The following is a 23,060-nucleotide window of genomic DNA, read 5'->3' on the forward strand; positions in this document are numbered from 1 at the left end:
ATGGTGACGAACCTGCGAACGTGCGACCTGACCGACCCCCTAGGCATCGAGATCACCCGGCCGGCGCTCAGCTGGCAGTTGACCGGCACCACGACGCAGACCGGTTACCACGTACAGGTCGAGCCGGGCTTGTGGGACACCGGCGAGGTCAGCGGTGCCGAGCAACGGGTGGTGTACGGCGGGCGGCCGCTGACCAGCCGCACGGCCGCGCGCTGGCGCGTGCGGATCCGCGACGCGAACGGCGAATGGTCCGATTGGAGCCCGCCCGCGCGCTTCGAGCTGGGGCTGCTGAGCCCCGACGACTGGACGGCCGCGTGGATCACCCACCCCGACTGGTACGACGAGGGCAACCCGCGGGTCGGCAAGGGCAGGCCGCTCCCGCTGCTGAAAGGCGAGTTCGTCCTGGCCAAGCAGGTCACCCGCGCCCGGCTCCACGTCGCGGGCCTGGGCGTCTACACCGCGACGGTGAACGGCGCGCCGGTGACCGACGCCGTGCTCGAACCGCCCTACACGGACTTCACCAGCAGGGTCGTGTACTCCACGCACGACGTGACGGAGCTGCTGCGTGCGGGCCGGAACACGCTCGGCGTCGAGCTCGGCCCGGGGATCGCGCACGTCTTCCCGCACCAGGACCGGTACATGAAGTTCTTCGGCTCCAAGGTGGCCCCGCGCGCCATCGCGCAGCTCGAGCTGGGCTACGCCGACGGCTCGTTCAGCCGGTTCGTCACGGGCCCGGACTGGCGGGCCGCCGACGGCCCGACCGTGCGCTCGCACTGGTACGGCGGCGAGGACCACGACGCCCGCCGCACCGCCGCCGAGTGGCGTCCCGTGACCGTGATACCCGCCGCGAAAGACATTCTGCGCTCGCGGTCCTGCCCGCCCATCAGGGTCACCGAGCGGCTGCCCGCGACCGCCAAGCTCGTCGCCACCGACGGCACGCCGGTCTTCGACGTCGGCACGGTGGTCGCGGGCTGGGCCGAGCTGAGCCTGGACCTCCCGGCCGGGCGCTACCTGCGGCTCGTGCCGGGCGACCAGCTCGACGCGTACGGCCGCGTGGTGCAGTCCAAGCCCACGACCGGCGCGCCGATCTTCAACACGTACGTGACCAAGGACGGGCCGCAGACCTGGCACCCGCGCTTCCGTTACGACGGCTTCCGCTACGTCGAGGTCCAGGGCCTGCCGGAGCAGGTCGGCGAGGAGGCCGTGACGGCGCTCGTGCTGCGCGCCGACAACACCCCCGCCGGCGCCTTCGAGACCTCGAACCCCCTGGTCAACGACGTCCACAAGATCATCGACAGGGCGGTCAGGGGCAACATGTACAGCGTGCTCACCGACTGCCCGCACCGGGAGAAGCTGGGCTGGCTGGAGCAGACCCACCTGCTCTTCGACGTCGTGGCCTACAACTACGACGTCGCCGCCTACTACCGCGAGCTGCTGGTCACCATCGCCGAGGCGCAGACCGGGAACGGGCTGGTGCCGGACATCGCGCCGGAGTTCCTGGTGTTCGACCCCCCGTTCAGGGACGACCCCAACTGGGGCGGCGCGATCGTCCGCATCCCCTGGCAGCTCTACCGCTGGTACGGCGACCCGTCGGCGATGGAGACGCACTACGACGCGATGCGCCGCTACGTCGACTACCTCACGGGCAAGGCCGAGGACGGCGTCCTGGACTACGGGCTGGGCGACTGGATCGGCCTGGACACCTCGACACCCGTACCGCTGGTCTCCACCTGGGGCTACTGGCGGGCCGCGCGCACGATGGCCCGCGTGGCCGGGGTGCTGGGCCGCGACGACGACGCCAAGCGCTACCGCGCCCTGACCGACCAGATCACCGCCGCCTTCGCCGGCATCCTGCCCGGCAGCCGCAGCCAGGCGTCGGAGATCCTCGCGCTCGACATGGGCGTCATCACCGACGAACCCGCGCTCGACCGGATCGCCGGGGCGGTGGCGGGCGGCGGCATCACGGTCGGCGAGATCGCGCTGCCCGCGCTGTTCCGGGTGCTCGGCCGCGCCGGACGGCACGACGCGCTGTGGGAGTTCGCCACCTCGACGAACCACCCCAGCTACGGCTACCAGGTGCGGCACGGCGCCACCGCGCTCACGGAGGCCTGGGACGGGCCGACGCGAGGGCTGTCGCAGAACCACTACATGCTGGGCGCGATCGACGCCTGGTTCTACCGCGGGCTCGGCGGCATCGGCCAGGCGCCCGGGTCGAACGGCTTCCGCAGGCTGCTGATCGAGCCCGCCACACCAGGCGACCTGGAGTCGGTGCGGGCGAGCACCGGGACGCCGTACGGGCAGGTCTCGGTGTCATGGACGCGCGGGGACGGGGAGTTCGCGCTCGAGGTGGCGGTCCCGCCGGGCTCGTCGGCCGAGGTGCGCCTGCCTGACCTGGGGCTCGCCCGGCACGCCGTCCCGGAGGAGGCGGTGCCGCTGGGAGAGCGCGCCTATGAGGTGCAGGCCGGGCGGTGGACGTTCAGGGCGGGCCGGTGATCGACGTGTACGACGCCGCGCGCGTCAGGACGCCGCACAAGGCCGGGCGGCTGCTGGTCGGGCCGTCGCGGGAGCCGGGCAGGTTCGACAGCCTCTTCGTGGACTGCCCTTTCGTCTGCTCCGACGGCGGCGAGTACCTCATGACGTACGTCGGCTTCGACGGGACCGGCTACCAGACCGCGCTGAGCCGCTCGGCCGACCTGGTGTCGTGGACTCCCGGCGAGGTGATCCTGCCGCGCGACCCCGGCCACCCGTACCGGGGCTACAACGCGGCGCTCACCTCGATCGTCCGGGACAACCGCCTCGACTCCCCCGGCCAGGTGACCTGGCTGGACGGCCGGGCGGTCGGCACGTACCACGCCTATCCGGAGCCGGGCATGGAGATGGGCGCGGCGATCATCGGGTTCTGCGTCAGCGACGACCTGCGTACCTGGGAGGACACCGGGTCGGTGCTGCGCCCCCAGGACGGCGGCGCGTGGGAGCGCGGCGGCCTCTACAAGTCGTGGCTGCTCCGCCACGACGGCCTCTACTACTGCTTCTACAACGCCAAGAACCGCACCTACGACGGCTGGCGCGAGCAGATCGGCTACGCCGTCTCACCCGACCTCGAGCACTGGGAGCGCCCGGACCCGGGACCGGCCGTGCCGCACGGCGGCGAGGGCGACTTCGACGAGCGCTTCGCCTCCGACCCGTGCGTGCTGCGGGACGGCGACTGGTGGGTGATGTTCTACTTCGGGCTCTCCTTCGACGGGCACGCCCGCGAGAGCTATGCGGTCTCCCGCGACCTGCGGACCTGGCACAAGAGCGGCGAGATCCTCATCGACGTGGGGCCGCCCGGCTCGGCCGACGACACCTACGCGCACAAGCCCGCGCTCGTCTCCCGCGACGGCCGCCCCCACCACTTCTACACGGCGGTGCGCCGGGTCGAGCCGTACCAGGTGGGCGAGCACACGCTGGTCGAGCGGCGCGGCATCTCCATGGCGCACGGATAGGAGGACACGATGAACCGGTCCCGCAGGAGGTTCCTGGCCGCGGCCGCCGGGGCCGCGCTGGCGCCCCAGCTGATCGGCCGGGCTGAGGCGGCCGCCGCCTATGAGCCCGGCACCTATGAGCCCGCCACGCACGAGCCCGGCGCCTGGGCCAGGGTGCCGCAGATCAGGCGGCGCATCCGGCCGCCCCGCTTCCCCCGCCGCACCTTCCCCGTCACCGACCACGGGGCGGTCGGCGACGGCGCCACGATGTGCACCGACGCCTTCCGGCAGGCGATCGCGGCCTGCGCCACGGCGGGCGGCGGGCGGGTCCTGGTGCCCGCGGGAACGTACCTCACCGGTGCGATCCACCTGGCCGACAACGTCGAGCTGCACCTGGAGGCGGGCGCGACGATCAAGTTCAGCCGGAACCCGGCCGACTACCTTCCAGTCGTGTACACCCGCTACGAGGGTGTCGAGCTGATGAACTACTCCCCGTTCGTCTACGCCTACGACCGGACGAACGTCGCCATCACCGGCAGCGGCACGATCGACGGCCAGGCCGACGCCACGCACTGGTGGGACTGGTCGGGCGACCCGCCGCCGGCCGAGAAACCCGACAAGGCCCTGCTCGCGGCCATGGCCGAGCAGGGCGTGCCGGTGGCGGAGCGGGTGTTCGGCGCGGGCCACTACCTACGCCCGAACCTGATCCAGCTCTACCGGTGCCGCAACGTCCTCATCGAGGGCGTGACGGTCAAGGACTCCCCCATGTGGAACATCCACCCGGTCCTGTGCACCAACGTGACCATCCGCGAGGTCACCGTGGACAGCCCGAACGGCCCCAACAACGACGGCTGCGACCCCGAGTCGTGCGTGGACGTGCTCATCGAGCGATGCGAGTTCAACACCGGCGACGACTGCGTGGCGATCAAGGCGGGCAAGAACGCCGACGGCCGCCGGGTGAACGCGCCCGCCATGAACGTGCTCGTCGACTCCTGCGTGATGCGCGACGGCAACGGCGGCGTGACCATCGGCAGCGAGACCACCGGCGGCGTGCGCTGGGTCTTCGCCTGGAACTGCACGATGAGCAGCCCCAACCTGGAACGCGCGGTCCGCGTCAAGACCAACCCCGACCGCGGCGGCTACGTCAGGGACGTCTACTTCAGGGACATCACGGTGGCGCAGGCGGCCGACTCGGTGATCGAGGTGGCACTGAACTACGAGAACAAGGACACCGGCCCCTACTACCCCGACGTGGGCGCCATCGACATCCGCCGCCTGCGGGCCGGACGCGCGCCCCGGGCGTTCTACCTCATCGGCAACCCGGCCAACCCCATCAGGGGCGTACGGGTGACGGACAGCGTGTTCGAGGAGATGGCCGAGGACGACGTCGTGCGCGACGTGACGGACCTGGTCCTGCGCAACGTGTGGATCAACGGCCGCCGGGTGACCACCTGAGGCGGTTCCGGGAAATACGGCTCCACCAGGCCACGGGGGCGGATCAGGGGGAAGTCAGGGACGATCACCGATGAGGGCCTTCCGCGCGAGGAGGCATCGTGGTCCCATGAACCGCCTCACCCAGATCTCCTTCACCGCCGCGCCCGCCGCGCTGCTCGGCGGCTGGCTCCTCATGCGCCCCACCGGCGCCGACGTCGTGGGCGGCCCGTGGTGGACGGCCGCGCACGTGGCCTGCCTGGCCGGGTTCCTCATGTTCGGCGTCATGACGCTGGGGCTGCGCGGCATGGCCGGGCCGGTGACGGGCGGGCGGCGGGTGGCGGTGGAGGGGGCGGTGGGTGTCGCGCTGCTGAGCCTGGCCGCCGCCGTCGTGCGGCTGGTGATCGACCTCTACCAGGGGTTCGGTGGCGAGCAGGTGCGGGAGTTCGAGGCGATCGTCTACGGCACCGAGGCGCAGGTGTTCTTCGGCGCTTTGGTCGCGCTGGCGGTCATCCTGGCCGCGCTCCAGCGGGTCACGGTCGTGAGCGCGGCTGTGACGACCCTCGGCATGGTGGTGCTGGCCGTCGGGATGTACCAGACCGGCAAGGAGTCGGCCCTGGCCACCGTGGGCATGGCGCTCATCTGGCTGGGCACGCTGCTGCTGGGCCGGGGGATGTCCGCCCAGGCTCCGCGGTTGGGACCGGGCGCCGGCTCCCCCGAGGTCACGGCCGGCCGCTGAAAGCACGATCAGCTCGGGCACAGGGTGGGTACGTTCACCCCGACCCCCCGACCGCGACGCGTGAAGGAAGTGGTTCTCCGTGCTCTACCTCTTCGGTTTCGAGCGCATCGGCGTGGCTGTGAGCGACATCTACTTCGTCGACCCCAACCCGAACGCGGGCCAGGAGGGAGCCGAGCGAGGCGTGCGCCTGGAGCTGCGCAAGCTTGAGCCGGGCGAGCTGAAGGGGTCGATCTACTCGGCGCGGCCCATCACCGTCGATCAGCCCCTGTGGCGGGTGGACCTGCTGGAGTCGGTCACCGGCACGCCGGGGAGCTTCGACCGTACCCACCATCACCCCACGCTGCACGACTGGGAGCCGGGCGAGCGGGTGTTCGACGAACGGCTCTCCGGCGAGCCGCTGAAGTGGCTGGGCGAGCGGCTGGCCGACCTCGAAGGCGTGCTCGACGAGGCCGGGGTGGACCGCGGCGAGGTCAGCCCGGCGGACGTGACGGGCCTGCGCGAGCGCGCCCCGGAGATCGTCGACACCGTCAGCCGCCTGCTCGACGACGTCCGCTCCGGCGCCCTGGCCACCCCGCCGAGCGACACGCCGTCGAGCGACAGCGTCCGGGCCAGCTGGCTCTAGCCCACCGAATGACCGCTCACGCCTGCGGCGGCGGATGGGGAGCGGTGGGGCGACGGTGCAGGAGGCCGAAGCGGGTCCACATGGACTCGGCCGCCTCGATCGAGGCCCCCGTGCGGGCCGGGTCCACGGCGGCGAGCTGCGTGACCAGGGCCTGGGCGACCGCCATGCCCGCCGTCAGCGACGGGAAGAACGCCTCGCCCTCCGCCGGCACGATCACCACCTCCTCCGCAGCGTCGGCCAGCGCGGGGCTGGCCGCGTCCGTCAGGGCGAACACCCGCACCCCGCGCGAGCGGGCCACGTTGGCGGCCAGGACCGTGCTCTCGTAGAGCCGCCAGAAGCTGATCGCCACCAGCACGTCACCCGCCCCGATGGCGGCCACGATGTTGGCCAGCTCGGCGTCACCGTTGGTCACGGCCGTGACCGGGTAGCCCGCCAGGCGGGCGTTGTGCGCGAGCGCGAGCCCGACGGCCGCGTAGCTGCCGTCGGCCACGATCACGGTACGGCGGGCCGCGGCGACGGCCTCGGCGATCGTCAGCAGCACCCCCTCGTCCAGGCGCCGGTTCAGCAGCGCCAGGCTGTCGAGGTCGCGGCGGAGCGAGCGGGAGCTGGGTGAGCCGGTGCCCCGGTGCTCGGCGGCGACCTGCCCGGCGCTCAGCGAGGACAGGTAGCGGGCGCGCAGCTCCTGCTGGAGTGCCGGCCACCCCGCGAACCCGAGCGCCTGAGCCGTGCGCGTCACCGTCGCCACGTTCACCCCGGCGAGCTGCGCCAGCTCCCCTGCCGACCCGAACGACGCCCGGCGCGGCTGCGAGAGCAGGACCTCGAGCACGGCGGCCGCCTTGCCGCGCAGGCCGCGCGCGGGCACGCGGGCCCGCAACCAGTCCTCGAAGCTGTCCGTGGCGAGCTCTGTCACGTGTCCCTCTCCATGCGTCCCGGCGGACATGCTACGCGGTCGTAACACCCCCAACTTGCAAAGACCATTGCATTTCCAGCATTTCGCACTATATGTTGCTGCGCAATTGCTTTGAAGGGCCACGACCTGGGGAAAGGTGTTGTTCGATGACCTTGCTGGCCCGTCTGGACCGGCTCCCGCTGAGCCGTCCCCACTACCTACTCCTCCTCATCGGCGGCCTCGGCTACACCTTCGACGGCATGGACTCGGCCGTGGTCGCGTTCCTGCTCCCGAGCGCGCAGGACGCCTGGGGCCTGTCCAACGGGCAGCTCGGCCTGATCGGGTCGGCCACCCCGTTCGGCTTCCTCTTCGGCGCGACCGTCGCGGGCCTGCTGGGCGACCGCATCGGCCGCAAGAAGGTGATGATGTACGCGCTCGCCTTCTACGCCGCCTTCTCCGTGGTCGCCGCGTTCGCCCCGAACTACGAGGTGTTCCTGGCGTCCCGGGTGCTGGCCGGGGCCGGGGCGGGCGCGGAGAGCGCGATCATCGCGCCGTTCCTGTCGGAGTTCGTGCCGGCCAAGCGGCGCGGCTGGTTCATCGGCGCGCTGGCCGGGTTCTTCTCGTTCGGGTTCGTGGCCGCCGCGCTGATCGGGCGGTTCGTGGTGCCGACGATGGACGACGGCTGGCGGATCGCGCAGGTGATCACCGCGCTGCCGATCGTGATGCTGCTGTGGTGGCGCCGCTCGCTGCCCGAGTCGCCGCGCTTCCTGCTGCAGCACGGCCGTGTGGACGAGGCCGAGGCGGTGGTCGCCGACCTCGAACGCCGCGTCGAACGGGCCACGGGCCGGCCGCTCCCGCCGGTGCCCGAGTCCGCGGTCGAGCCCGCCACGAGCACGGCCAAGGTCAACCTGCTCAGCGCGCTCCGCTTCCTGTGGAGCCCGGTGATGGCCAGGCGGACGGCGGTGACCTGGCTGGTCTGGTTCGTGATCACGTTCTCGTACTACGGGTTCTTCTCCTGGATCCCCACCCTGCTCGTGCAGCGCGGCATCACGGTGACCAAGAGCTTCGAGTTCTCGATCATCATCTATCTGGCGCAGGTGCCCGGCTACTTCTCGGCCGCCTGGTTGTCGGAGCGGCTCGACCGCAAGAACACCATCGCGATCTACCTGTCGGGCTCGGCGGTCAGCGCGTTCTGGCTGTCGCAGATGGACACGCCCGCCACGATCACGCTCGCGGGCGCGGTGCTGTCGTTCTTCCTGAACGGCACGTACGCGGGCGTCTACTCCTACACCCCCGAGGTCTTCCCCACCTGGATCCGCGCCACCGGCACCGGCCTGTCGAGCGCGTTCGGGCGGATCGGCAGCATCCTGGCCCCGACGATCATCGGATTGTCGGCGGCGAGCCTGGGCTTCGGCGGCGTGTTCGGCCTGACGACGGCGGTGCTCGTGGCCGGGGTGGTGTGCGTGGTCGTGTTCGGCCTGGCCACGGCCGGGCGATCGCTGGAGGAACTGACGGAACCGGCCAAGGAGGCGAACCGATGACCGTGCTGACCGAGCTCGAGGAGAAGGTGCGGCGGGAGGTGGGAGCGCGGCTGTTCACCGTCCTGGCCTGGGTTCCGGAACGGCGCGCGCTGCGCCGCGTCCACAGCAGCCATCCCGAGCAGTACCCGGTGGGCGGGGAGAAGACCGTGGAGGTCGCCCAGGGCTGGCTGGCGCGGTGCATCGAGGACCGCGAGCCGTACTTCGGCAGGGACCGGGCCGCCGTGCGGGAGATCTTCTCGGTGGCGGCGGCCCGGTCGCTGGCCCCGCTCGCCGTACCGGCGCTGCGTGGAGGTGCGGAGTGAGCGGCCTGCTGCTGCGTAACGCCCTGGTCCTCGACGTCGCGAGCGGCGAGTACGCCGAAGGCGACCTGCGCTGCGCGGACGGCCGCGTCGTCGAGGCGGGGCCCCGGCTGAGCGCCCCGGAGGGCACGCGGGTGATCGACGTCGCGGGCGCCCACGTGGTGCCCGGGCTGATCGACGCGCACGTGCACGTCACCGCCTCCACCGCGAACCTCGGCTCGCTCGGCTCCATGTCACCCTCGTACGTCGCCGCCCACAGCGCCCGGATCATGGGCGACATGCTCGACCGCGGCTTCACCACGGTCCGCGACGCGTCCGGCGCCGACTTCGGACTGGCCGACGCCCAGGCGGAAGGGCTGATCCGGGGGCCGCGGCTGCTGTTCTGCGGCAAGGGGCTGAGCCAGACCGGCGGCCACGCCGACTTCCGCGGCCGGGGCGAGCACCTGCACGACGAGCACCCGTGCTGCGCCGGCGTCGGCCGCGTCGCCGACGGTGTCGACGCGGTACGCGCCGCGGCCCGCGACGAGCTGCGCAAGGGCGCGTACCACATCAAGGTCATGGCCTCCGGCGGCGTGGCCTCCCCGACCGACCGCATCGACTCGACCCAGTACTCCATGGACGAGCTGCGCGCGGCGGTCGAGGAGGCCGAGGCCGCCAACCGGTACGTCGCCGCCCACGCCTACACCGCCAGGGCCGTCAACCGGGCGCTCGAGGCGGGCGTGCGCTCCATCGAGCACGGGAACCTGATCGACGACACGAGCGTCGAGCTCTTCCTGCGGCACGACGCCTTCCTGGTGCCGACGCTGGTGACGTACTGGGCGCTCAAGCAGGAGGGTCCGGCCTTCGGGCTGCCCGAGCGGAGCTGGCGCAAAGTGGACGAGGTGCTCGAAGCGGGCCTGGTCGCGCTGGAGCGCGCCGCCCGGGGCGGGGTGCGGCTGGCGTACGGGACGGACCTGCTCGGGGGCATGCACCGGCACCAGAACCACGAGTTCCGGCTGCGGCGCGAGGTGCAGCAGCCGATCGACGTGCTGCGGGCCGCCACAGTCGGGGCGGCGGAGCTGGTGGGGATGGCGGGCGAGCTCGGCACGCTGGCCGTGGGCGCGCACGCCGACCTGCTGGTGCTCGACGGCGACCCGCTGACCGACATCGACGTCCTCGCCGACCCCGCCCGCATCCGTCACGTCGTCCAAGGCGGCAAATTGACTGCTCCCCCGATTTAAGGACCCCGTTGCTGATTGCGTCCTCGACGACGAGTAACGGCGATCAAACGACACCGACGAGGTCATCGTCACAGAGCGAAGGGTTGTCGGTCCGACTGGGCGAAGGGCTTCAAGCCCTGGGATCACGTCATGTCGCGCCGATCGCGCAAGATTTCGACGCCGTCGCCGTCAAGTTCGTCGCAGTACACCGAGCGCCCAGTCGTTGCCATCACCAGTGCCAGGGTGCTGCCGGACACCAGCGGCCCGGAGCCAGTGGTGAAAGGGCCGTCGTTGGCGACGAGTCGCAGGTTGACGATCCGTCTCTTGGCGGCGACGACGAGGTCGGAGCCCTGGTAGTACCCGGCTACCCGGGTGAGGGTCTCGATCGGATAGTTGTGGCGAATGCCCAGCGGTCGCCGGATGTCCTCGGCATGCACGATCGTCTCGCCCAGCAGCGCCATGACCGGGAGAGGTGGTTTGGTGGTGCTCGTGATGACGTGGCGGAACCTGTCATGCGTCTCGGCTGCGGTCGCGCCCAACTGCTCGGCCAGCCGCATGGCGACCTGCTTGTCGAAGTCGAAGCGGCAGCGGATCACGCCCGCCAGCCACCGCACGCTGTTGAGGCTCGCCCCTGCGGTGAGGTGCGCCAGCACCTCGCGCACGGTCAACCCGGTGCACAGCGACGGCGTGGCCCACTGCTCGTCGGTCAGATCCGCCAGGTCGGCCGCCAGGGCCGCTCGCTCGGCGTGCACCAGCGGCCAGATGTCGGCCGCGTGACTGCTCCTTGCTTTCGGTTCCGGATCGGTCATGTCGGACGGCCTTTTGCGGTTGGTCACAGGAGTCCTCGTGTCAGGTCGGTAAGGACGATCGAAGGGTAAGACTTCCGCCGCGGGATGAAATCGTCGCTGATGAGCGATGTTTCGAAAGCCGCCCGGCGCGCCGGCCCGCCTTGGGCTCAGCCGATGAGTTCTTGCGGGCTGCCGGGTCAGTACGGGCATGACCGTTGTGAACAAGCCGCCAGTCGTTCCCCGCCAGGAGTGGCTGGCCGCGATCGACACCCTGCGCGCCCGGGAAAAGGCGCACACCCGAGAGGGCGACGCGATCGCCGCCGCCCGGCGACGGCTGCCCATGACCGAGGTGGACCCGTCGGCCCCGCTCGTCGGAGGCAAGGGGCGCGTCCCGCTGATCGACGTCTTCGAGGGCCGCACCCAGTTGTTCGTGTCGTATCACATGTGGCACGACGGCCACACCGCCGCCGACCAGTGCGAGGGCTGCACCTTCTTCACCGGCCAGGTCCGCGAACTGTCCTATCTGCACCAGCGTGACGTCACCTTCGCCGTCTTCTGCCAGGGCCCCTACGAGGAATCCGACCGCTACCGCCGCTTCATGGGCTGGGACATGCCCTGGTACTCCGTGCCCGCTGAGTCCCGCGAACGGCTCATCGCCGGCCGCCACTTCGGAATGAAGGCGAGCTACCTCCGCGACGGGGACCGCGTCTACGAGACGTACTGGACCACCAGCCGCGGCGTCGAGCCCATGGCCCCGTCCTACGGCATCCTCGACATGACGGTCTACGGGCGGCAGGAGACCTGGGAGGACTCCCCGCCCGGCTGGCCGCAACCGTACGACACCCTCGGCCAGCAGTTCCGCAAGGACGGACGGCCGACCGCGCAATGGGCACGGGTCGCCGCCGGCCACGACGACGACCTCCACAGCGGACAACCCCGCACAGGCGGGTCAGGCTGCTGCTCCTGAACCCGAGCCCGAGGACGGCCGCCGCGGCGCAGCGGCGGCCGTCGCGGCGGCGTGGTCGTCGAACGGTGCCCGGTCGGAGAGGAACCGGCTATAGGTGATCTTGCTGTCCTTGCCGGTGACGCCTTCGGCGCCGGACGAGGCGGACCACCAGGACGGTCGCCATCAGCACGGCGAGCGCGAGGGCGATCCAGCCCGGGCCGAGGGATTCCAGCCACCGTGCGATGGTGCCCTGCACGGCGGTCGCCACGTCGATGACCACGTCGTCGGGCGCGGCGCCGGCGAAGACGCGTAGCTCGTACCAGCCGTAATAGGCGACGTACAGGCCGGCCGGCACCAGTAGGGCGCCGCTGATGCGCGACACGTACGGCATCATCGCCCGGGCCCGGGCCACCACCGCCGATCGGGCCAGCGCCACTACCAGCGACAGCACGGCCACGACCAGGCCCATGCCGAGCCCGTACGCGACAAAGACCAGCAGACCGCCCAGGATTCCGCCGGCGGCCAGCGAGGCGGAGGTCACCGCGAGGAACGGGCCGATGGTGCACGACAGCGAGGCCACCGCGTAGCTGAGGCCGTATCCGTACAGCGAAGGAAGCGAGGCGACGGGCCGGCCGGTGGCCAGCCGGGGCGTGCGGACCAGCAGTTCGCGGCCGGTCAGCAGCCACATCCCCAGCCCGCACAGGGCGACGCCGATGAGGATCGTCACCCATGGGAGGTATCGGCCGACCGACACCGCCAGCGGCGTCACCACCAGCCCGAAGAGCCCGAACACCGTGACGAATCCCGCGGTCATGGCCGCCCCGAGCAGCAGCGCTCGCGTCACAGGTCCGCGCGCGAGAGCGGCACCGCCATCCGGCCGGTCGTCGGCGACCAGCATCGTGAGGTACGCGGGCAGCAGCGCGAACCCGCAGGGATTGAACGCCGCCACCAGGCCCGCGGTCAGGGCCAGCGCCAGCGGCAGCTCACCGGTCATGCTCGCCCCCGGCGGCACGCGCTAGGCGGCGCGCAGCTTGGCGACATGGCGATCGAGGTCGTCGGAGCCGAGGGGCCCGGAGGCCTTCTCGGTTGATCCGTCTGGTTTCATGAACACGAACGTGGACTGCTGGCTGACCCCGAGCCGGGTCCACACCGCGCCCTTCTCGTCCGACAACTGCACGAAGGCGCCGGTCCCGGTACGCCGCACGAAGTCCTTCATCGCGGCTTCGCCGTCCAGCCCGGCGATTCCCACAAAGGCGACATCGGGGTACTTGGCGGCGGCCGCTTTGACGGCCGGCGCCTCCGACTGACACTTGGGACACCACGGCGCCCAGAACCAGAACACGACCGGCTTGCCCGCCAGGCTCGCGCCATCGAACTGCTGCCCGCCCAAGGTGGTGGCGGTGAACCGCAAGGCCTCGGGAACGCTTGCCTGTTCGGACGCCGTCGGTACGGGCGCGGGGGTGGCCGGCGCCACGGTCGCCGACACCGGCGCATCGCTGCGAACCACCTCATCGGAGGCGCCGCACGCGGCCGCCAACAGTCCGGCCACCACGACGGCGGCCGTCACACGAATCCTCACCACGTCACGAGAATAGGCATGGGTGGCAGGCCCAGATCTTACGAGCCGATGACACCTCGCTGCTCCGACCGCGAAGGTGCTTGCTCCCGCCGGGTCTTCGCATCCGTACGGACCGTCGCGCCCGTAATGGCCCGTAATCATCAGGTAAGCCATACGTAAGATCTCGACGGCGCATCCGGCCATAACGTCCTGTGGATCACATCGACCCGAAGGAGCACACGTCATGCGCCCTGTCCAACTGTTCGCAGGACTGGCCGCCCTCTGCGCCGGCATGGTCGCCCTGCCGTCCGCCGCACAGGCGGAGCCCACGACGACATGGACGGTGAAGATCCAGAATCTGACACCGTCGGGATCCCAGCCGCTGTCACCCCCCGTTGTCGTCGTCCACTCGCCCAGCGTCCATGTCTGGCAGATGGGCCGGTTCGCCAGTCGCGGCGTCGCCGCGGTGGCCGAGGACGGCGACGCGCCGCGACTGATCAAGGAGGTCTCCAAGCGGCCCGGCGTGCGTGCGGCGTTCGCCGCCGCGAGCGCTCCGATCGCACCGGGCAAGACCGCGACGTTCCAGGTCAAGGTTCGGCCGGGCGACCGAATCAGCATCGTCAGCATGCTCGTCAACACCAACGACGGCTTCACCGGCGTGGACGCGTTGCCGCCGCGGCCGGGCTCCGTCCGAACCATGGCCTACGACGCGGGCAGCGAGAAGAACCTCGAGACCAAAGCGACCATCCCCGGCCCCTGCTGCAACAACCCGATGGTACGTGCGCCCGAGAAGAGGCCGATCAGCAAGCACAAGGGGATCATGGCCTGCGGTGACCTGGACCGCGACACCTACGGCTGGACCGGCCAGGTCGCCGAGCTGACCTTCGCGCGTTGACGGGCCGGCGACCAGTGGGGCTGCTGAGACGACAGGTCCTCAGCCCGGCTCTTGGCTGATGCCGAAGTGCTCCCTGGCATGCAGAGGGGCGCCGAGGAGCGGGCACTAATCCGGTAATGACCCGTTCGTTGTGCTCAGTGGCCCTGGCCCGAAGGCCAGGGCCTCCTCGGAGAAATTCGGTGACGACTCTGACGCGGACCGCTCTCGTGGTCGTCGCGGTGCTGGTCCTGCTGCTGGCCCTCCTGTGGGTGTGCCAACGGCGGCTCATCTACCTCCCCGACCGAACCGCGCCGCCGCCCGCCGCCGTCGTCATCCCGGGCGCCAGGGACGTCTCGTTCACCACGGCGGACGGCCTCCGCCTCCGGGCCTGGTACGTGCCCGGCACCCGCGACGTCACCGTCCTCATCGCCGGCGGGAACGCGGGCAACAGGCGGGACCGCGCGCCGCTGGTCCGCGCCCTGTCGGAACACGGCCTCGGGGTGTTCCTCATGGACTACCGCGGCTACGGCGGCAACCCGGGCGCGCCGACGGAGGAGGGGCTGTACCGCGACGCGCTGGCGGCCCGCGACCTCGTGGCGAGCTCCCGCGTCATCTACTTCGGCGAGAGCCTCGGCGCGGGTGTGGTCACGCGGCTCGCCCTGGAGCGCCCGCCCGACGGCCTCGTGCTGCGCTCGCCGTTCACCGACCTGGCCGCCGCCGGGCAGGCCAACTACCCGTTCCTGCCGGTCAGGCCGCTGCTGCGGGACCGCTTCCCGGTCGCGGAGAACCTCGCCAAGATCAGGGCACCGGTCGTGGTCGTGTACGGCGCGCGGGACACGATCGTGCCCCCGCGCCTCAGCAGGGCGGTCGCCGAGGCGGCCGGCGGCCCGGCCACGACCGTCGCGGTGGCCGGGGCGGACCACAACGACCTGGCCCTGCTGACCGGCCCCGACCTCCTGGCTGCCGTGGTCGCACTGGCCGACCGGATCAGCCACTAGTACGACGCCCCCTCCGCGTGTACGGTCGGGGGCGCGCGCTCACGTACGGTAATCGCTCTCGCTGGAAGGGGACCTCGTGAGACTCGTTCGTGCCGCAGCGGTAGTGCTCTCCGTGACCATGCTCGCCACTCCGGCCGCCGCGGACTCGCCCCCATCGGCCCAGGTCCGCACCGACAAGGGCGTGGTCAGAGGCGAGGTGCTCCAGGACCACCGGGCCTTCCGCGGCATCCCGTACGCCGAGCCGCCCGTGGGCGCGCTGCGCTGGCGGCCGCCGCAACCGGCCAGGCCGTGGCCGGGCGTGCGGGACGCGACGGCGTTCGGCAGCCAGTGCGCGCAGATCGCCGAGGTCTACGGCGGCCGGACGACGTACGGCGAGGACTGCCTCTACCTCAACGTCACCACCCCGCTCAAGGGCCCGCTCAAGGGCCGGGGCCTGCCGGTCATGGTGTGGCTGCACGGCGGCGGCAACGTCAGCGGCAACGCCGCCGGCTACGACCTGGCCAAGCTGGCGACCAGGGGCGACGTCGTGGTCGTCTCCGTCAACTACCGGCTCGGCGTGCTCGGCTGGCTGGCGCACCCCGCGCTCGAAGCGGGCGAGCGCTACCAGAGCGGCAACTACGGCCTGCTCGACCAGCAGGCGGCGCTGCGCTGGGTGCGGCGCAACATCGCCGCGTTCGGCGGCGACCCCGGCAACGTGACGCTGTTCGGCCAGTCCGCCGGAGCCGCCGACACCTGCGCCGGCCTCGCCTCCCCCACCGCCGCCGGGCTGTTCCACAAGGCCATCGCGCAGAGCTACGTCTGTTCCTTCCCCATGCGCACCGAGGCGCAGGCGGAGGCCGACGGCGCCAGGTTCGCCGGGGCCGTGGGCTGCGCCGCGGAGGCCGCCGCCTGCCTGCGGGCGCTGCCGGTCAAGACGCTGATGGAGGCGTTCAAGGACCGGAGCCCCTACCCGGTGGCGGGCGGCGACCGGGTGCTGCCCGTCCAGCCCCGCGAGGCGTTCGAGAGCGGCCGGTTCAACCGCGTGCCCGTCATGCTCGGCAACACGCTCGACGAGATGCGCCTGTACGCCGCCCTGATCTACCCGCAGCCGATCACGGCGGCACAGTACGAGAAGTTCGTGCGCGACACCTACGGCGCGCACGCCGACCAGATCCTGGCCCGCTACCCGGCCGCCGGCTACCCCGACCTGCGGATCGCGGTGGCCACCGTCCTGACCCACGCCACCGGCCCGCTCGCCACGTGCGGCCACCAGAAGGCGTTCGGCCTGTTCGCCAAGGCCGGCGTCCCGGTGTACGCCTACCAGTTCGCCGACCGGACCGCGCCACCCCTGTACGACGTGCCCGGCTACGAGGAGGGCGCCCAGCACGGGACGGAGCTGACCTACCTGTTCCCCGGCCTGCTCGGGCTGCTCGACGCCGAGCAGACGCGGCTGTCGGACGCCATGGCCGGCTACTGGACGTCGTTCGCCCGCGACGGCAGGCCGGCCGCCGCCCAGGCTCCGCGCTGGCCGCGCTTCCGCGGCTCCGGCGACGTGCTCAGCCTGGCGCCGGGCCGCGGCGGCATCCATCCGGTCGACACCGCGGAGGCCAGCCACTGCGCCTTCTGGGACTCCATCCAGCCGTGAGCGGGTCATCATGGGCAGCCGGCTGACCCGTTTTCGTCAGGCCCGACGCCGGCCGGTTCGGCGGCTGCCGCGACCACTGCGCCCCCTCATGAGGGGCGGGCGAGGAGGGACTCCAGCTCGGCGACCGCATGATCGCGGTGGACGTTGAGCGTCGTCACGGCCTCGTCGGCGGCGCGGCGGCGCAGGGCGTCGAGGGTGGCGCGGTGCTCCTTGACGACCCGCTCCCGGTTGCCCGCGTCGCCGTAGTACATCGAGCGGTAGGCGTCCGTCGTGTCCCAGAGGGTCCTGATCAGGCGGGCCAGGCGGGGCATGCCCGCGCAGTCGAACAACGTCATGTGGAACAGCCGGTTGGCCGCCGCCATGGCCGGCACGTCGCCTGCCGCGGCGGCCCGCTCGACCTCCTCCTGGACCGACTCCAACCGGTCGAGGTCATCGCCGGAGAGACGGGCGACGGCGTGGCGGACGGCCTCCTCCTCCAGCAGCTCGCGGATGCGGTAGACCTCGCGCAGGTCGTCGAGCGAGAGCGTGGCGACGCAGTAGCCCTTGTGCGCCTTGTAGGTGACCAGGCCCTCGCCTTCGAGCGTCTTGAGCGCCTCGCGCAGGGGGACGCGGCTGACCTGCAGCTCCTCGGCCAGCGCATCCTGCCGGATGGGGGTGCCGGGGCGCAGGCGGCCGGTGGTGATGGCGCGGCGCAGCTCGGCCAGCACGAACTGCTGGGCCGTCGGCGGCCTGCGTCCTGCCTCGTCCGAACTCACCGCCCCAATATCTCACGAACCCACGCATCGTCCTGCCCGAGCTCGGGCGGCGGACGGCGGTAGGAGGGCGGGGTGGCGCTGAGCCGTAGGGGGTTGGCGACCTGGCCGACGCCGTCGAGCTGAACGGCGGGCTCCAGGCCGAGGTCCTCGGCCAGGGCGAAGGCGGCGGCCAGGTCGTTGATCGGGCCGCAGGGCACCCCGGCGGCGGTGAGCGTCTCGAACCACTCGTCGGCCGTGCGGGCGGCCAGCGCCGCGTTGAGCTCCGCGACGAGCTCGTCCCTGCCCGCGACCCGGTCCGCGTTCGTGGCGTAGCGGGGGTCCTCGGCGAGGTCCTCGCGGTTCAACGCCTTGCAGAGGGCCTGGAACTGGCGGTCGTTCCCGGCCGCGATCACCAGCGGGCGGTCGGCGGCCCCGAAGACCTCGTACGGGACGATGCTGGGATGCCGGTTGCCCATCGCCCGGGGCACCACCCCGGCGGCGGCGTAGGCCGAGGCGTGGTTGGTGAGCGCCGAGAGGAGGGAGGAGAGCAGCGAGACCTCGATGCGCTGCCCCTCGCCGGTGCGGTCGCGGTGGCGGAGCGCCGCCAGGATGCCCAGCCCGGCGTGCAGGCCGGCGATCACGTCCACCAGCGCCACGCCCGCCTTCGTCCCGGGCCCGTCCGGCTCTCCGGTGACGCTCATCAGACCGCCGACGGCCTGCGCGATCAGGTCGTACCCGGGCAGCCCGGCGCCCGGCCCCGAGCCGAACCCGGTGATCGAGCAGTAGACCAGCCCGGGGTTGAGCGCGCGCAGCTCGGCGTAGCCGAGCCCGAGCCGGTCCATCGTGCCGGGCCGGAAGTTCTCCACCAGCACGTCCGCCCGGGCCGCCAGCGCCCGCGCCACCTCCACGTCGGCCCGCAGGTCGAGCGCGATCGAGCGTTTGTTGCGGTTGACGCCGAGGAAGTACGTCGCCGCGCCGCCGGCCGCATAGGGCGGTCCCCAGGCCCGGGTGTCGTCCCCGGTGCCGGGCCGCTCGACCTTGACCACCTCGGCCCCCAGATCGGCGAGGAGCATCGTGGCGTACGGCCCCGCCAGCACCCGGCTGAAGTCCGCCACCACCAGCCCCGACAAGGCACCTGTCATGCCGGAGCCCCGAGGTAGACGGTCATCGTGTGGGTGAAGAACTCGCGGGCCGCCCGCCCCTGCTCCTTGGGCCCGAACCCGCTCTGCTTCACCCCGCCGAACGGCACATAGGGGAAGGTCCCGGCCGACTCGGAATTGATGTGCAGCACACCGACGTCCAGCCCTTCGACCGCCCGCAGGGCCACCCCCAGATCCCTGGTGAAGATGGCCGCCGACAGCCCGTGCTCGCTCAGGTTCGCCAGCTCCAGCGCCTCCTCGACCCCCGAGGCCCGCACCGCCCCCACCACGGGCCCGAACAGCTCGGTGTGCCAGTAGTCCACCCCGATGCCCGGCAGGTCGAGCACGGTCGGCGGCACGAACCAGCCCTGCCCGTCCACCGGGGAGGTGCCCGCCAGCGGCTTGGCCCCTTCCTCCACGGCCTGCGCCACCCCAGAGGTCACCCGGTCACGAGCGGCGGAGCTCACCAGAGGCCCCATCTCGACGCCGGACTCCAGCGGGTCGCCGACCACGAGGCGCGCGGCCCGGTCGGCCACCCGTTCCAGCAGCTCGTCCGCCACCTGGGAGGCCACGATGAGCCGCGAGGTGGCCGTGCACTTCTGGCCGGTCGAGCGGAACGCGCCGAGGCAGACCTGCTCGGCCGCGTGCTCGAGGTCGGCGTCGGCGAGCACGATGGAGGCGTTCTTGCCGCCCATCTCCGTCTGCACGGGTTTGCCCAGCTCGCCGCAGCGCGCGATCACCGCCCGCCCGACCGCGGTGGAGCCGGTGAACGAGACCGCGTCCACGCCGGGGTGGTCCACGATGGCCGAGCCGACCTCGGCCTCGCCGTACACGAGGTTGAGCACCCCGTCCGGCAGCCCCGCCGACGTCAGCGCCTGCGCCAGCCGGTACGCCAGCAGCGGCACCAGCGAGGACGGCTTCCACACGACGGTGTTGCCGTAGCCCAGAGCCGGGGCGATCTTCCAGGCGGGGATGACGATCGGGAAGTTGAACGGCGTGATCAGCCCGGCCACGCCGATGGGCTTGCGGACCACCAGCACGTTCTCGCCGGGTCGCGGGGAGGCGAAGATCTCGCCGCTCTCCCTGTCCGCCTCGCCCGCGTGGTACCGCAGGATCCGGGCCGCGCCCCGCACCTCGGCGACCGCCTCAGGCAACGTCTTGCCCTCTTCACGGGCCAGCTCGGCGCCCCACTCGTCGGCCGAGGCGTCGATGAGGTCCGCCGCCGCGACCAGCACGGCCGCGCGGGCATGATGGGGCGTCGCCGCCCAGCCGGGCGCCGCCGCGCGCGCCGCGGCGACCGCCCGCTCCACCTCGGCAGCGGAGGCGAACCGCCCCCGCGCGATCACTTCGCCGGGCCGCGCCGGGTTGGTGTCGGCGAACTCCTCGCCCTCCCCCTCGACCCAGCGACCACCGATGAGATTCAGAACGTCCATGGTCAACGCACCCTAACTGTGCCATATTGGATTTTCAATATTGGATCCAAAATAGAGGAGTCCGGATGGTCACCCCGACCGCGCTGTTCGCCCTGGACACGCTGCTGACCGAGGAGGAGCGGGAGATCAGGACCACGGTCAGGCGCGTGTGCGACCGGGAGATCCGCCCGCACGTCGCCGCCTGGTTCGAGGCCGGGGAGCTGCCGGCGCGCGAGCTGGCCCGCACGCTCGGCTCGGTCGGCGTGCTCGGCATGCACCTCGACGGGTACGGCTGCGCCGGCATGGGCGCGGTCTCGTACGGGCTGGCCTGCCTGGAGCTGGAGGCGGCGGACTCCGGGCTGCGCAGCCTGGTGTCGGTGCAGGGCTCGCTCGCGATGTACGCCATCTGGAAGTACGGCAGCGAGGAGCAGAAGCAGGAGTGGCTGCCCGCGATGGCGGCCGGCGAGCGCATCGGCTGCTTCGGCCTGACCGAGCCGGACTTCGGCTCCGACCCGGCGGGCATGCGGACCACGGCCAAGCGCGAAGGCGGCGGCTGGGTGCTGAACGGCACCAAGATGTGGATCACCAACGGCTCGGTCTCGGACGTGGCCGTGGTCTGGGCGCGTACGGACGAGGGGATCAGGGGCTTCCTGGTCCCGGCGGGCACGCCGGGCTTCACCGTGAACGACGTCAAGCACAAGATCTCGCTGCGCGCGAGCGTGACGAGCGAGCTGGTGCTCGACGGCGTGCGCCTGCCGGGCGAGGCCGTGCTGCCGGGCGCCAGGGGCCTGTCCGGGCCGCTCGGCTGCCTGAACGAGGCGCGCTTCGGGATCGTGTTCGGGGCGATGGGAGCGGCGCTCGACTGCCTGGAGACGGCCATCGCGTACGCGGGCGACCGCGAGGTGTTCGCCAGGCCGCTGGCCTCGTACCAGCTCACCCAGGAGAAGCTCGCCGACATGGCGCTGGAGCTGGGCAAGGGCCTGCTGCTGGCCGTGCATCTCGGCAGGCTGAAGGAGGCGGGCACGATCACCCCCGAGCAGGTGAGCGCCGGCAAGCTGAACAACGTGCGCGAGGCTCTGGAGATCGCCAGGAAGTGCCGCACGCTGCTCGGCGCGAGCGGCATCACCCTGGAGTACCCGGTGATCAGGCACGCCGTGAACCTCGAGTCGGTGCTGACCTACGAGGGCACCTCCGAGATCCACGCCCTGGTCCTGGGCAAGGCGCTCACCGGGATCGGCGCGTTCCACTGATCAGAACGTCTGCCAGGTCGCCTCGGTGACCTGGCACGGCCCGCCCTGGTGCACCCGCAGCCGCGCGGCGGGCAGGTCCAGCGCGATCGTCGCGACGGTCTCCCACCGCTGGTTGATCGGCTGTGTCTGGTCGGGGTGGGCGCAGACGGGCGCGTCGTCGGGGCCGTGGCTGAGCATGGCCAGCGCCCGCGTGGTGTGGTCGTCGCTCTTCAGGCCCTCGGTGCCGGCCCGCAGGTGCTGGAGCCTGGCGTACGTGCTGGGCCGGTCGGTGGCGTGCCGCTCCCCTGCCGCCAGGTCGGCGTCGAGGAAGTGGTTGCAGTGCTGCAGCACGCCGTCCGGCTCCGGCGGGATGACGGCGACACCGGCCGGGGAGATCTCGATCGAGGCCGCGTCCGACGAGGTCACGGCTGTGATCACGGTCGACGCCGACACCGTGGCGGAGCGGGCGATGTCGGCGGCCTCCCCGACCGTGGTGGCCTCGTCCAGGATCCTGCGGGCGATCAGGTGCACGGGCACGCCGAGGTCGGCGGTGTCGGAGTCGTGGCGCAGGATGTTGAAGTGGATGCCGAGCCCGGCCGTGTTCACCCCGATCTTGGCCAGCGCCCCGGCCTCCGTGAACGTGCGCACGACATGCCCGGGGCGCGGCTCCAGCTCCCAGAGCATGGGCGCGTCGCGCAGGTGGTCGTGCCAGTCCCAGGTCTGCACCGTACGCGGCGGCAGGTCCGTCCCGGGCAGCACGACGGAGGTGGAGCACTCCCCCTCACCGGTCGCGTCGATGGCGGCCAGGATCTCGGTGCGCGCGTTGACGACGGCGACCTGCCAGGGCTTCAGGCCGGCGCCGGCCGCGATCCCGGCGATCTCCTCCGCCAGGTGCGGCGCCCAGTCGGCGCTGCGCTCGAATGCCTGCTCGCCCCACGCGCGGACCTGCGCCGCGGTGGCGCCCGCCACGGTGAACAGGTCTGAGTAGCCGGCGAGGTTGGCGATGATCGCCTTGCGCCGGTGCGTGCCGAGCTCCTTGCCGCGCGCTCGGGGATCGATTTCTGACGACGTGAAGGTGGGAAAAGTCATGAACCATCCATCAGGTCGGCGAGCCTGGGGTTCCGGTGGCGAACGAGGCGCGGACGCGCGCGTACCGTTCGGCGTCGATGTCCTGGCTCAGCTTGAACATGCTCTTCTCGGTATGCACATGTACCCGAAAAGCCACTACCCCAGGCAGCAGCGCGGCGAACCTCTCCCTCGACGCCGGGGTCGGCTCCCAGGCGGGCGAGTGGAGCGACTCCAGGGCCGCGACGGTACGCTCCACCACGTCGAGCGCGTCATCGAGCAGCTGTTGCGGGGGACCGGGGTGAAGCTCGCCTCGTGCGTGGACAGCGCCGCCACCCGCCAGGCGGACCCGCCGATCACCGCGATCGACCTGCGCCCGAAGGAGGCGGGGGCGAGCTGCGCGGAGCTGCTGTTCGAGCTGCTGTCCGGGTCCGCTCCTATGGGCACTGAGCGCGTGCACCCGATAGAGCTCAACATCCGCGCCTCGACCCGCCCCCGCCCCTGACGGC

General features: G+C 71.9%; 22 protein-coding genes. 14 read left to right on the forward strand and 8 right to left on the reverse strand.

What is annotated here, in order from left to right:
* The 5 genes from ABN273_RS24520 (at position 1) to ABN273_RS24540 (ending at position 6,256) form a co-directional block, all read left to right on the forward strand.
* Positions 1-2,493, forward strand: a complete 2,493-nt coding sequence (locus ABN273_RS24520; RefSeq protein ID WP_349451325.1) for a family 78 glycoside hydrolase catalytic domain — start codon at positions 1-3, stop codon at positions 2,491-2,493.
* On the forward strand, positions 2,469-3,485 hold the full coding sequence (locus ABN273_RS24525) for a glycoside hydrolase family protein (protein ID WP_349451327.1): 1,017 nt from the start codon (positions 2,469-2,471) through the stop codon (positions 3,483-3,485). Before ABN273_RS24520 ends, ABN273_RS24525 begins: the two co-directional genes overlap by 25 nt.
* Before the next feature lie 9 nt (positions 3,486-3,494).
* Positions 3,495-4,919, forward strand: coding sequence for a glycoside hydrolase family 28 protein (locus ABN273_RS24530; RefSeq protein WP_349451328.1), 1,425 nt, complete (start codon positions 3,495-3,497; stop codon positions 4,917-4,919).
* 106 nt (positions 4,920-5,025) lie between these two features.
* Positions 5,026-5,634 (forward strand): hypothetical protein, encoded by a 609-nt coding sequence (locus ABN273_RS24535; protein WP_349451329.1) that lies wholly within the window; start codon positions 5,026-5,028, stop codon positions 5,632-5,634.
* 79 nt (positions 5,635-5,713) lie between these two features.
* Positions 5,714-6,256, forward strand: coding sequence for a hypothetical protein (locus ABN273_RS24540; RefSeq protein WP_349451330.1), 543 nt, complete (start codon positions 5,714-5,716; stop codon positions 6,254-6,256).
* A 16-nt stretch (positions 6,257-6,272) separates the two neighbouring features.
* On the opposite strand, the gene ABN273_RS24545 is transcribed toward ABN273_RS24540, so the two are convergent.
* Positions 6,273-7,166, reverse strand: coding sequence for a MurR/RpiR family transcriptional regulator (locus ABN273_RS24545; RefSeq protein WP_349451331.1), 894 nt, complete (start codon positions 7,164-7,166; stop codon positions 6,273-6,275).
* 146 nt (positions 7,167-7,312) lie between these two features.
* On the opposite strand from ABN273_RS24545, the gene ABN273_RS24550 reads away from it, so the two are divergent.
* From ABN273_RS24550 to ABN273_RS24560, 3 genes are read left to right on the forward strand one after another with little or no spacing between them, the layout of a single operon-like run.
* On the forward strand, positions 7,313-8,686 hold the full coding sequence (locus ABN273_RS24550; RefSeq protein WP_349451332.1) for an MFS transporter: 1,374 nt from the start codon (positions 7,313-7,315) through the stop codon (positions 8,684-8,686).
* Entirely contained in the window at positions 8,683-8,988 is a 306-nt protein-coding gene (locus ABN273_RS24555; protein WP_349451333.1) for a hypothetical protein, read from the forward strand. The genes ABN273_RS24550 and ABN273_RS24555 overlap by 4 nt, the downstream gene beginning before the upstream one ends.
* Positions 8,985-10,205 (forward strand): metal-dependent hydrolase family protein, encoded by a 1,221-nt coding sequence (locus ABN273_RS24560; protein WP_349451334.1) that lies wholly within the window; start codon positions 8,985-8,987, stop codon positions 10,203-10,205. Before ABN273_RS24555 ends, ABN273_RS24560 begins: the two co-directional genes overlap by 4 nt.
* Before the next feature lie 122 nt (positions 10,206-10,327).
* Here the strand turns inward: ABN273_RS24560 and ABN273_RS24565 are convergent, their stop codons facing one another.
* Positions 10,328-10,993, reverse strand: coding sequence for a maleylpyruvate isomerase family mycothiol-dependent enzyme (locus ABN273_RS24565; RefSeq protein ID WP_349451335.1), 666 nt, complete (start codon positions 10,991-10,993; stop codon positions 10,328-10,330).
* A 187-nt stretch (positions 10,994-11,180) separates the two neighbouring features.
* On the opposite strand from ABN273_RS24565, the gene ABN273_RS24570 reads away from it, so the two are divergent.
* Entirely contained in the window at positions 11,181-11,939 is a 759-nt protein-coding gene (locus ABN273_RS24570; protein WP_349451336.1) for a DUF899 family protein, read from the forward strand.
* Between the two features lie 88 nt (positions 11,940-12,027).
* On the opposite strand, the gene ABN273_RS24575 is transcribed toward ABN273_RS24570, so the two are convergent.
* Both ABN273_RS24575 and ABN273_RS24580 read right to left on the reverse strand, forming a co-directional pair.
* A complete protein-coding gene (locus ABN273_RS24575; RefSeq protein ID WP_349451337.1) occupies positions 12,028-12,912 on the reverse strand; it encodes a cytochrome c biogenesis CcdA family protein in 885 nt (294 codons plus the stop codon).
* Between the two features lie 21 nt (positions 12,913-12,933).
* Entirely contained in the window at positions 12,934-13,485 is a 552-nt protein-coding gene (locus ABN273_RS24580; protein ID WP_349451338.1) for a redoxin domain-containing protein, read from the reverse strand.
* A 235-nt stretch (positions 13,486-13,720) separates the two neighbouring features.
* On the opposite strand from ABN273_RS24580, the gene ABN273_RS24585 reads away from it, so the two are divergent.
* The 3 genes from ABN273_RS24585 (at position 13,721) to ABN273_RS24595 (ending at position 16,972) form a co-directional block, all read left to right on the forward strand.
* Positions 13,721-14,371, forward strand: coding sequence for a spondin domain-containing protein (locus ABN273_RS24585; RefSeq protein ID WP_349451339.1), 651 nt, complete (start codon positions 13,721-13,723; stop codon positions 14,369-14,371).
* A gap of 179 nt (positions 14,372-14,550) precedes the next feature.
* Positions 14,551-15,348 carry an alpha/beta hydrolase gene (locus tag ABN273_RS24590; protein ID WP_349451340.1) on the forward strand — a complete coding sequence of 266 codons (798 nt, stop codon included), beginning with the start codon at positions 14,551-14,553 and terminating at the stop codon, positions 15,346-15,348.
* Positions 15,349-15,424: 76 nt separating this feature from the next.
* Positions 15,425-16,972, forward strand: coding sequence for a carboxylesterase/lipase family protein (locus ABN273_RS24595; protein ID WP_349451341.1), 1,548 nt, complete (start codon positions 15,425-15,427; stop codon positions 16,970-16,972).
* Positions 16,973-17,058: 86 nt separating this feature from the next.
* Here the strand turns inward: ABN273_RS24595 and ABN273_RS24600 are convergent, their stop codons facing one another.
* From ABN273_RS24600 to ABN273_RS24610, 3 genes are read right to left on the reverse strand one after another with little or no spacing between them, the layout of a single operon-like run.
* Positions 17,059-17,727 carry a GntR family transcriptional regulator gene (locus ABN273_RS24600; protein WP_349451342.1) on the reverse strand — a complete coding sequence of 223 codons (669 nt, stop codon included), beginning with the start codon at positions 17,725-17,727 and terminating at the stop codon, positions 17,059-17,061.
* Positions 17,724-18,848 carry a CaiB/BaiF CoA transferase family protein gene (locus ABN273_RS24605; RefSeq protein ID WP_349451343.1) on the reverse strand — a complete coding sequence of 375 codons (1,125 nt, stop codon included), beginning with the start codon at positions 18,846-18,848 and terminating at the stop codon, positions 17,724-17,726. The genes ABN273_RS24600 and ABN273_RS24605 overlap by 4 nt, the downstream gene beginning before the upstream one ends.
* Positions 18,845-20,278, reverse strand: a complete 1,434-nt coding sequence (locus ABN273_RS24610) for an aldehyde dehydrogenase family protein (RefSeq protein ID WP_349451344.1) — start codon at positions 20,276-20,278, stop codon at positions 18,845-18,847. Before ABN273_RS24610 ends, ABN273_RS24605 begins: the two co-directional genes overlap by 4 nt.
* A gap of 65 nt (positions 20,279-20,343) precedes the next feature.
* On the opposite strand from ABN273_RS24610, the gene ABN273_RS24615 reads away from it, so the two are divergent.
* Positions 20,344-21,507, forward strand: coding sequence for an acyl-CoA dehydrogenase family protein (locus ABN273_RS24615; RefSeq protein WP_349451345.1), 1,164 nt, complete (start codon positions 20,344-20,346; stop codon positions 21,505-21,507).
* Here ABN273_RS24615 and ABN273_RS24620 read toward each other — a convergent pair whose 3' ends face one another.
* The gene (locus ABN273_RS24620; RefSeq protein ID WP_349451346.1) at positions 21,508-22,575 is read right to left on the reverse strand and encodes a C45 family autoproteolytic acyltransferase/hydrolase; all 1,068 of its coding nucleotides are present in this window, start codon (positions 22,573-22,575) and stop codon (positions 21,508-21,510) included.
* Between the two features lie 199 nt (positions 22,576-22,774).
* Here ABN273_RS24620 and ABN273_RS24625 point away from each other — a divergent pair, with 199 nt between their 5' ends.
* The gene (locus ABN273_RS24625) at positions 22,775-23,056 is read left to right on the forward strand and encodes a substrate-binding domain-containing protein (RefSeq protein WP_349451347.1); all 282 of its coding nucleotides are present in this window, start codon (positions 22,775-22,777) and stop codon (positions 23,054-23,056) included.
* Positions 23,057-23,060 lie beyond the last annotated feature (4 nt).

Source organism: Nonomuraea sp. B19D2 (assembly GCF_040137845.1).
Lineage (GTDB): Bacteria > Actinomycetota > Actinomycetes > Streptosporangiales > Streptosporangiaceae > Nonomuraea.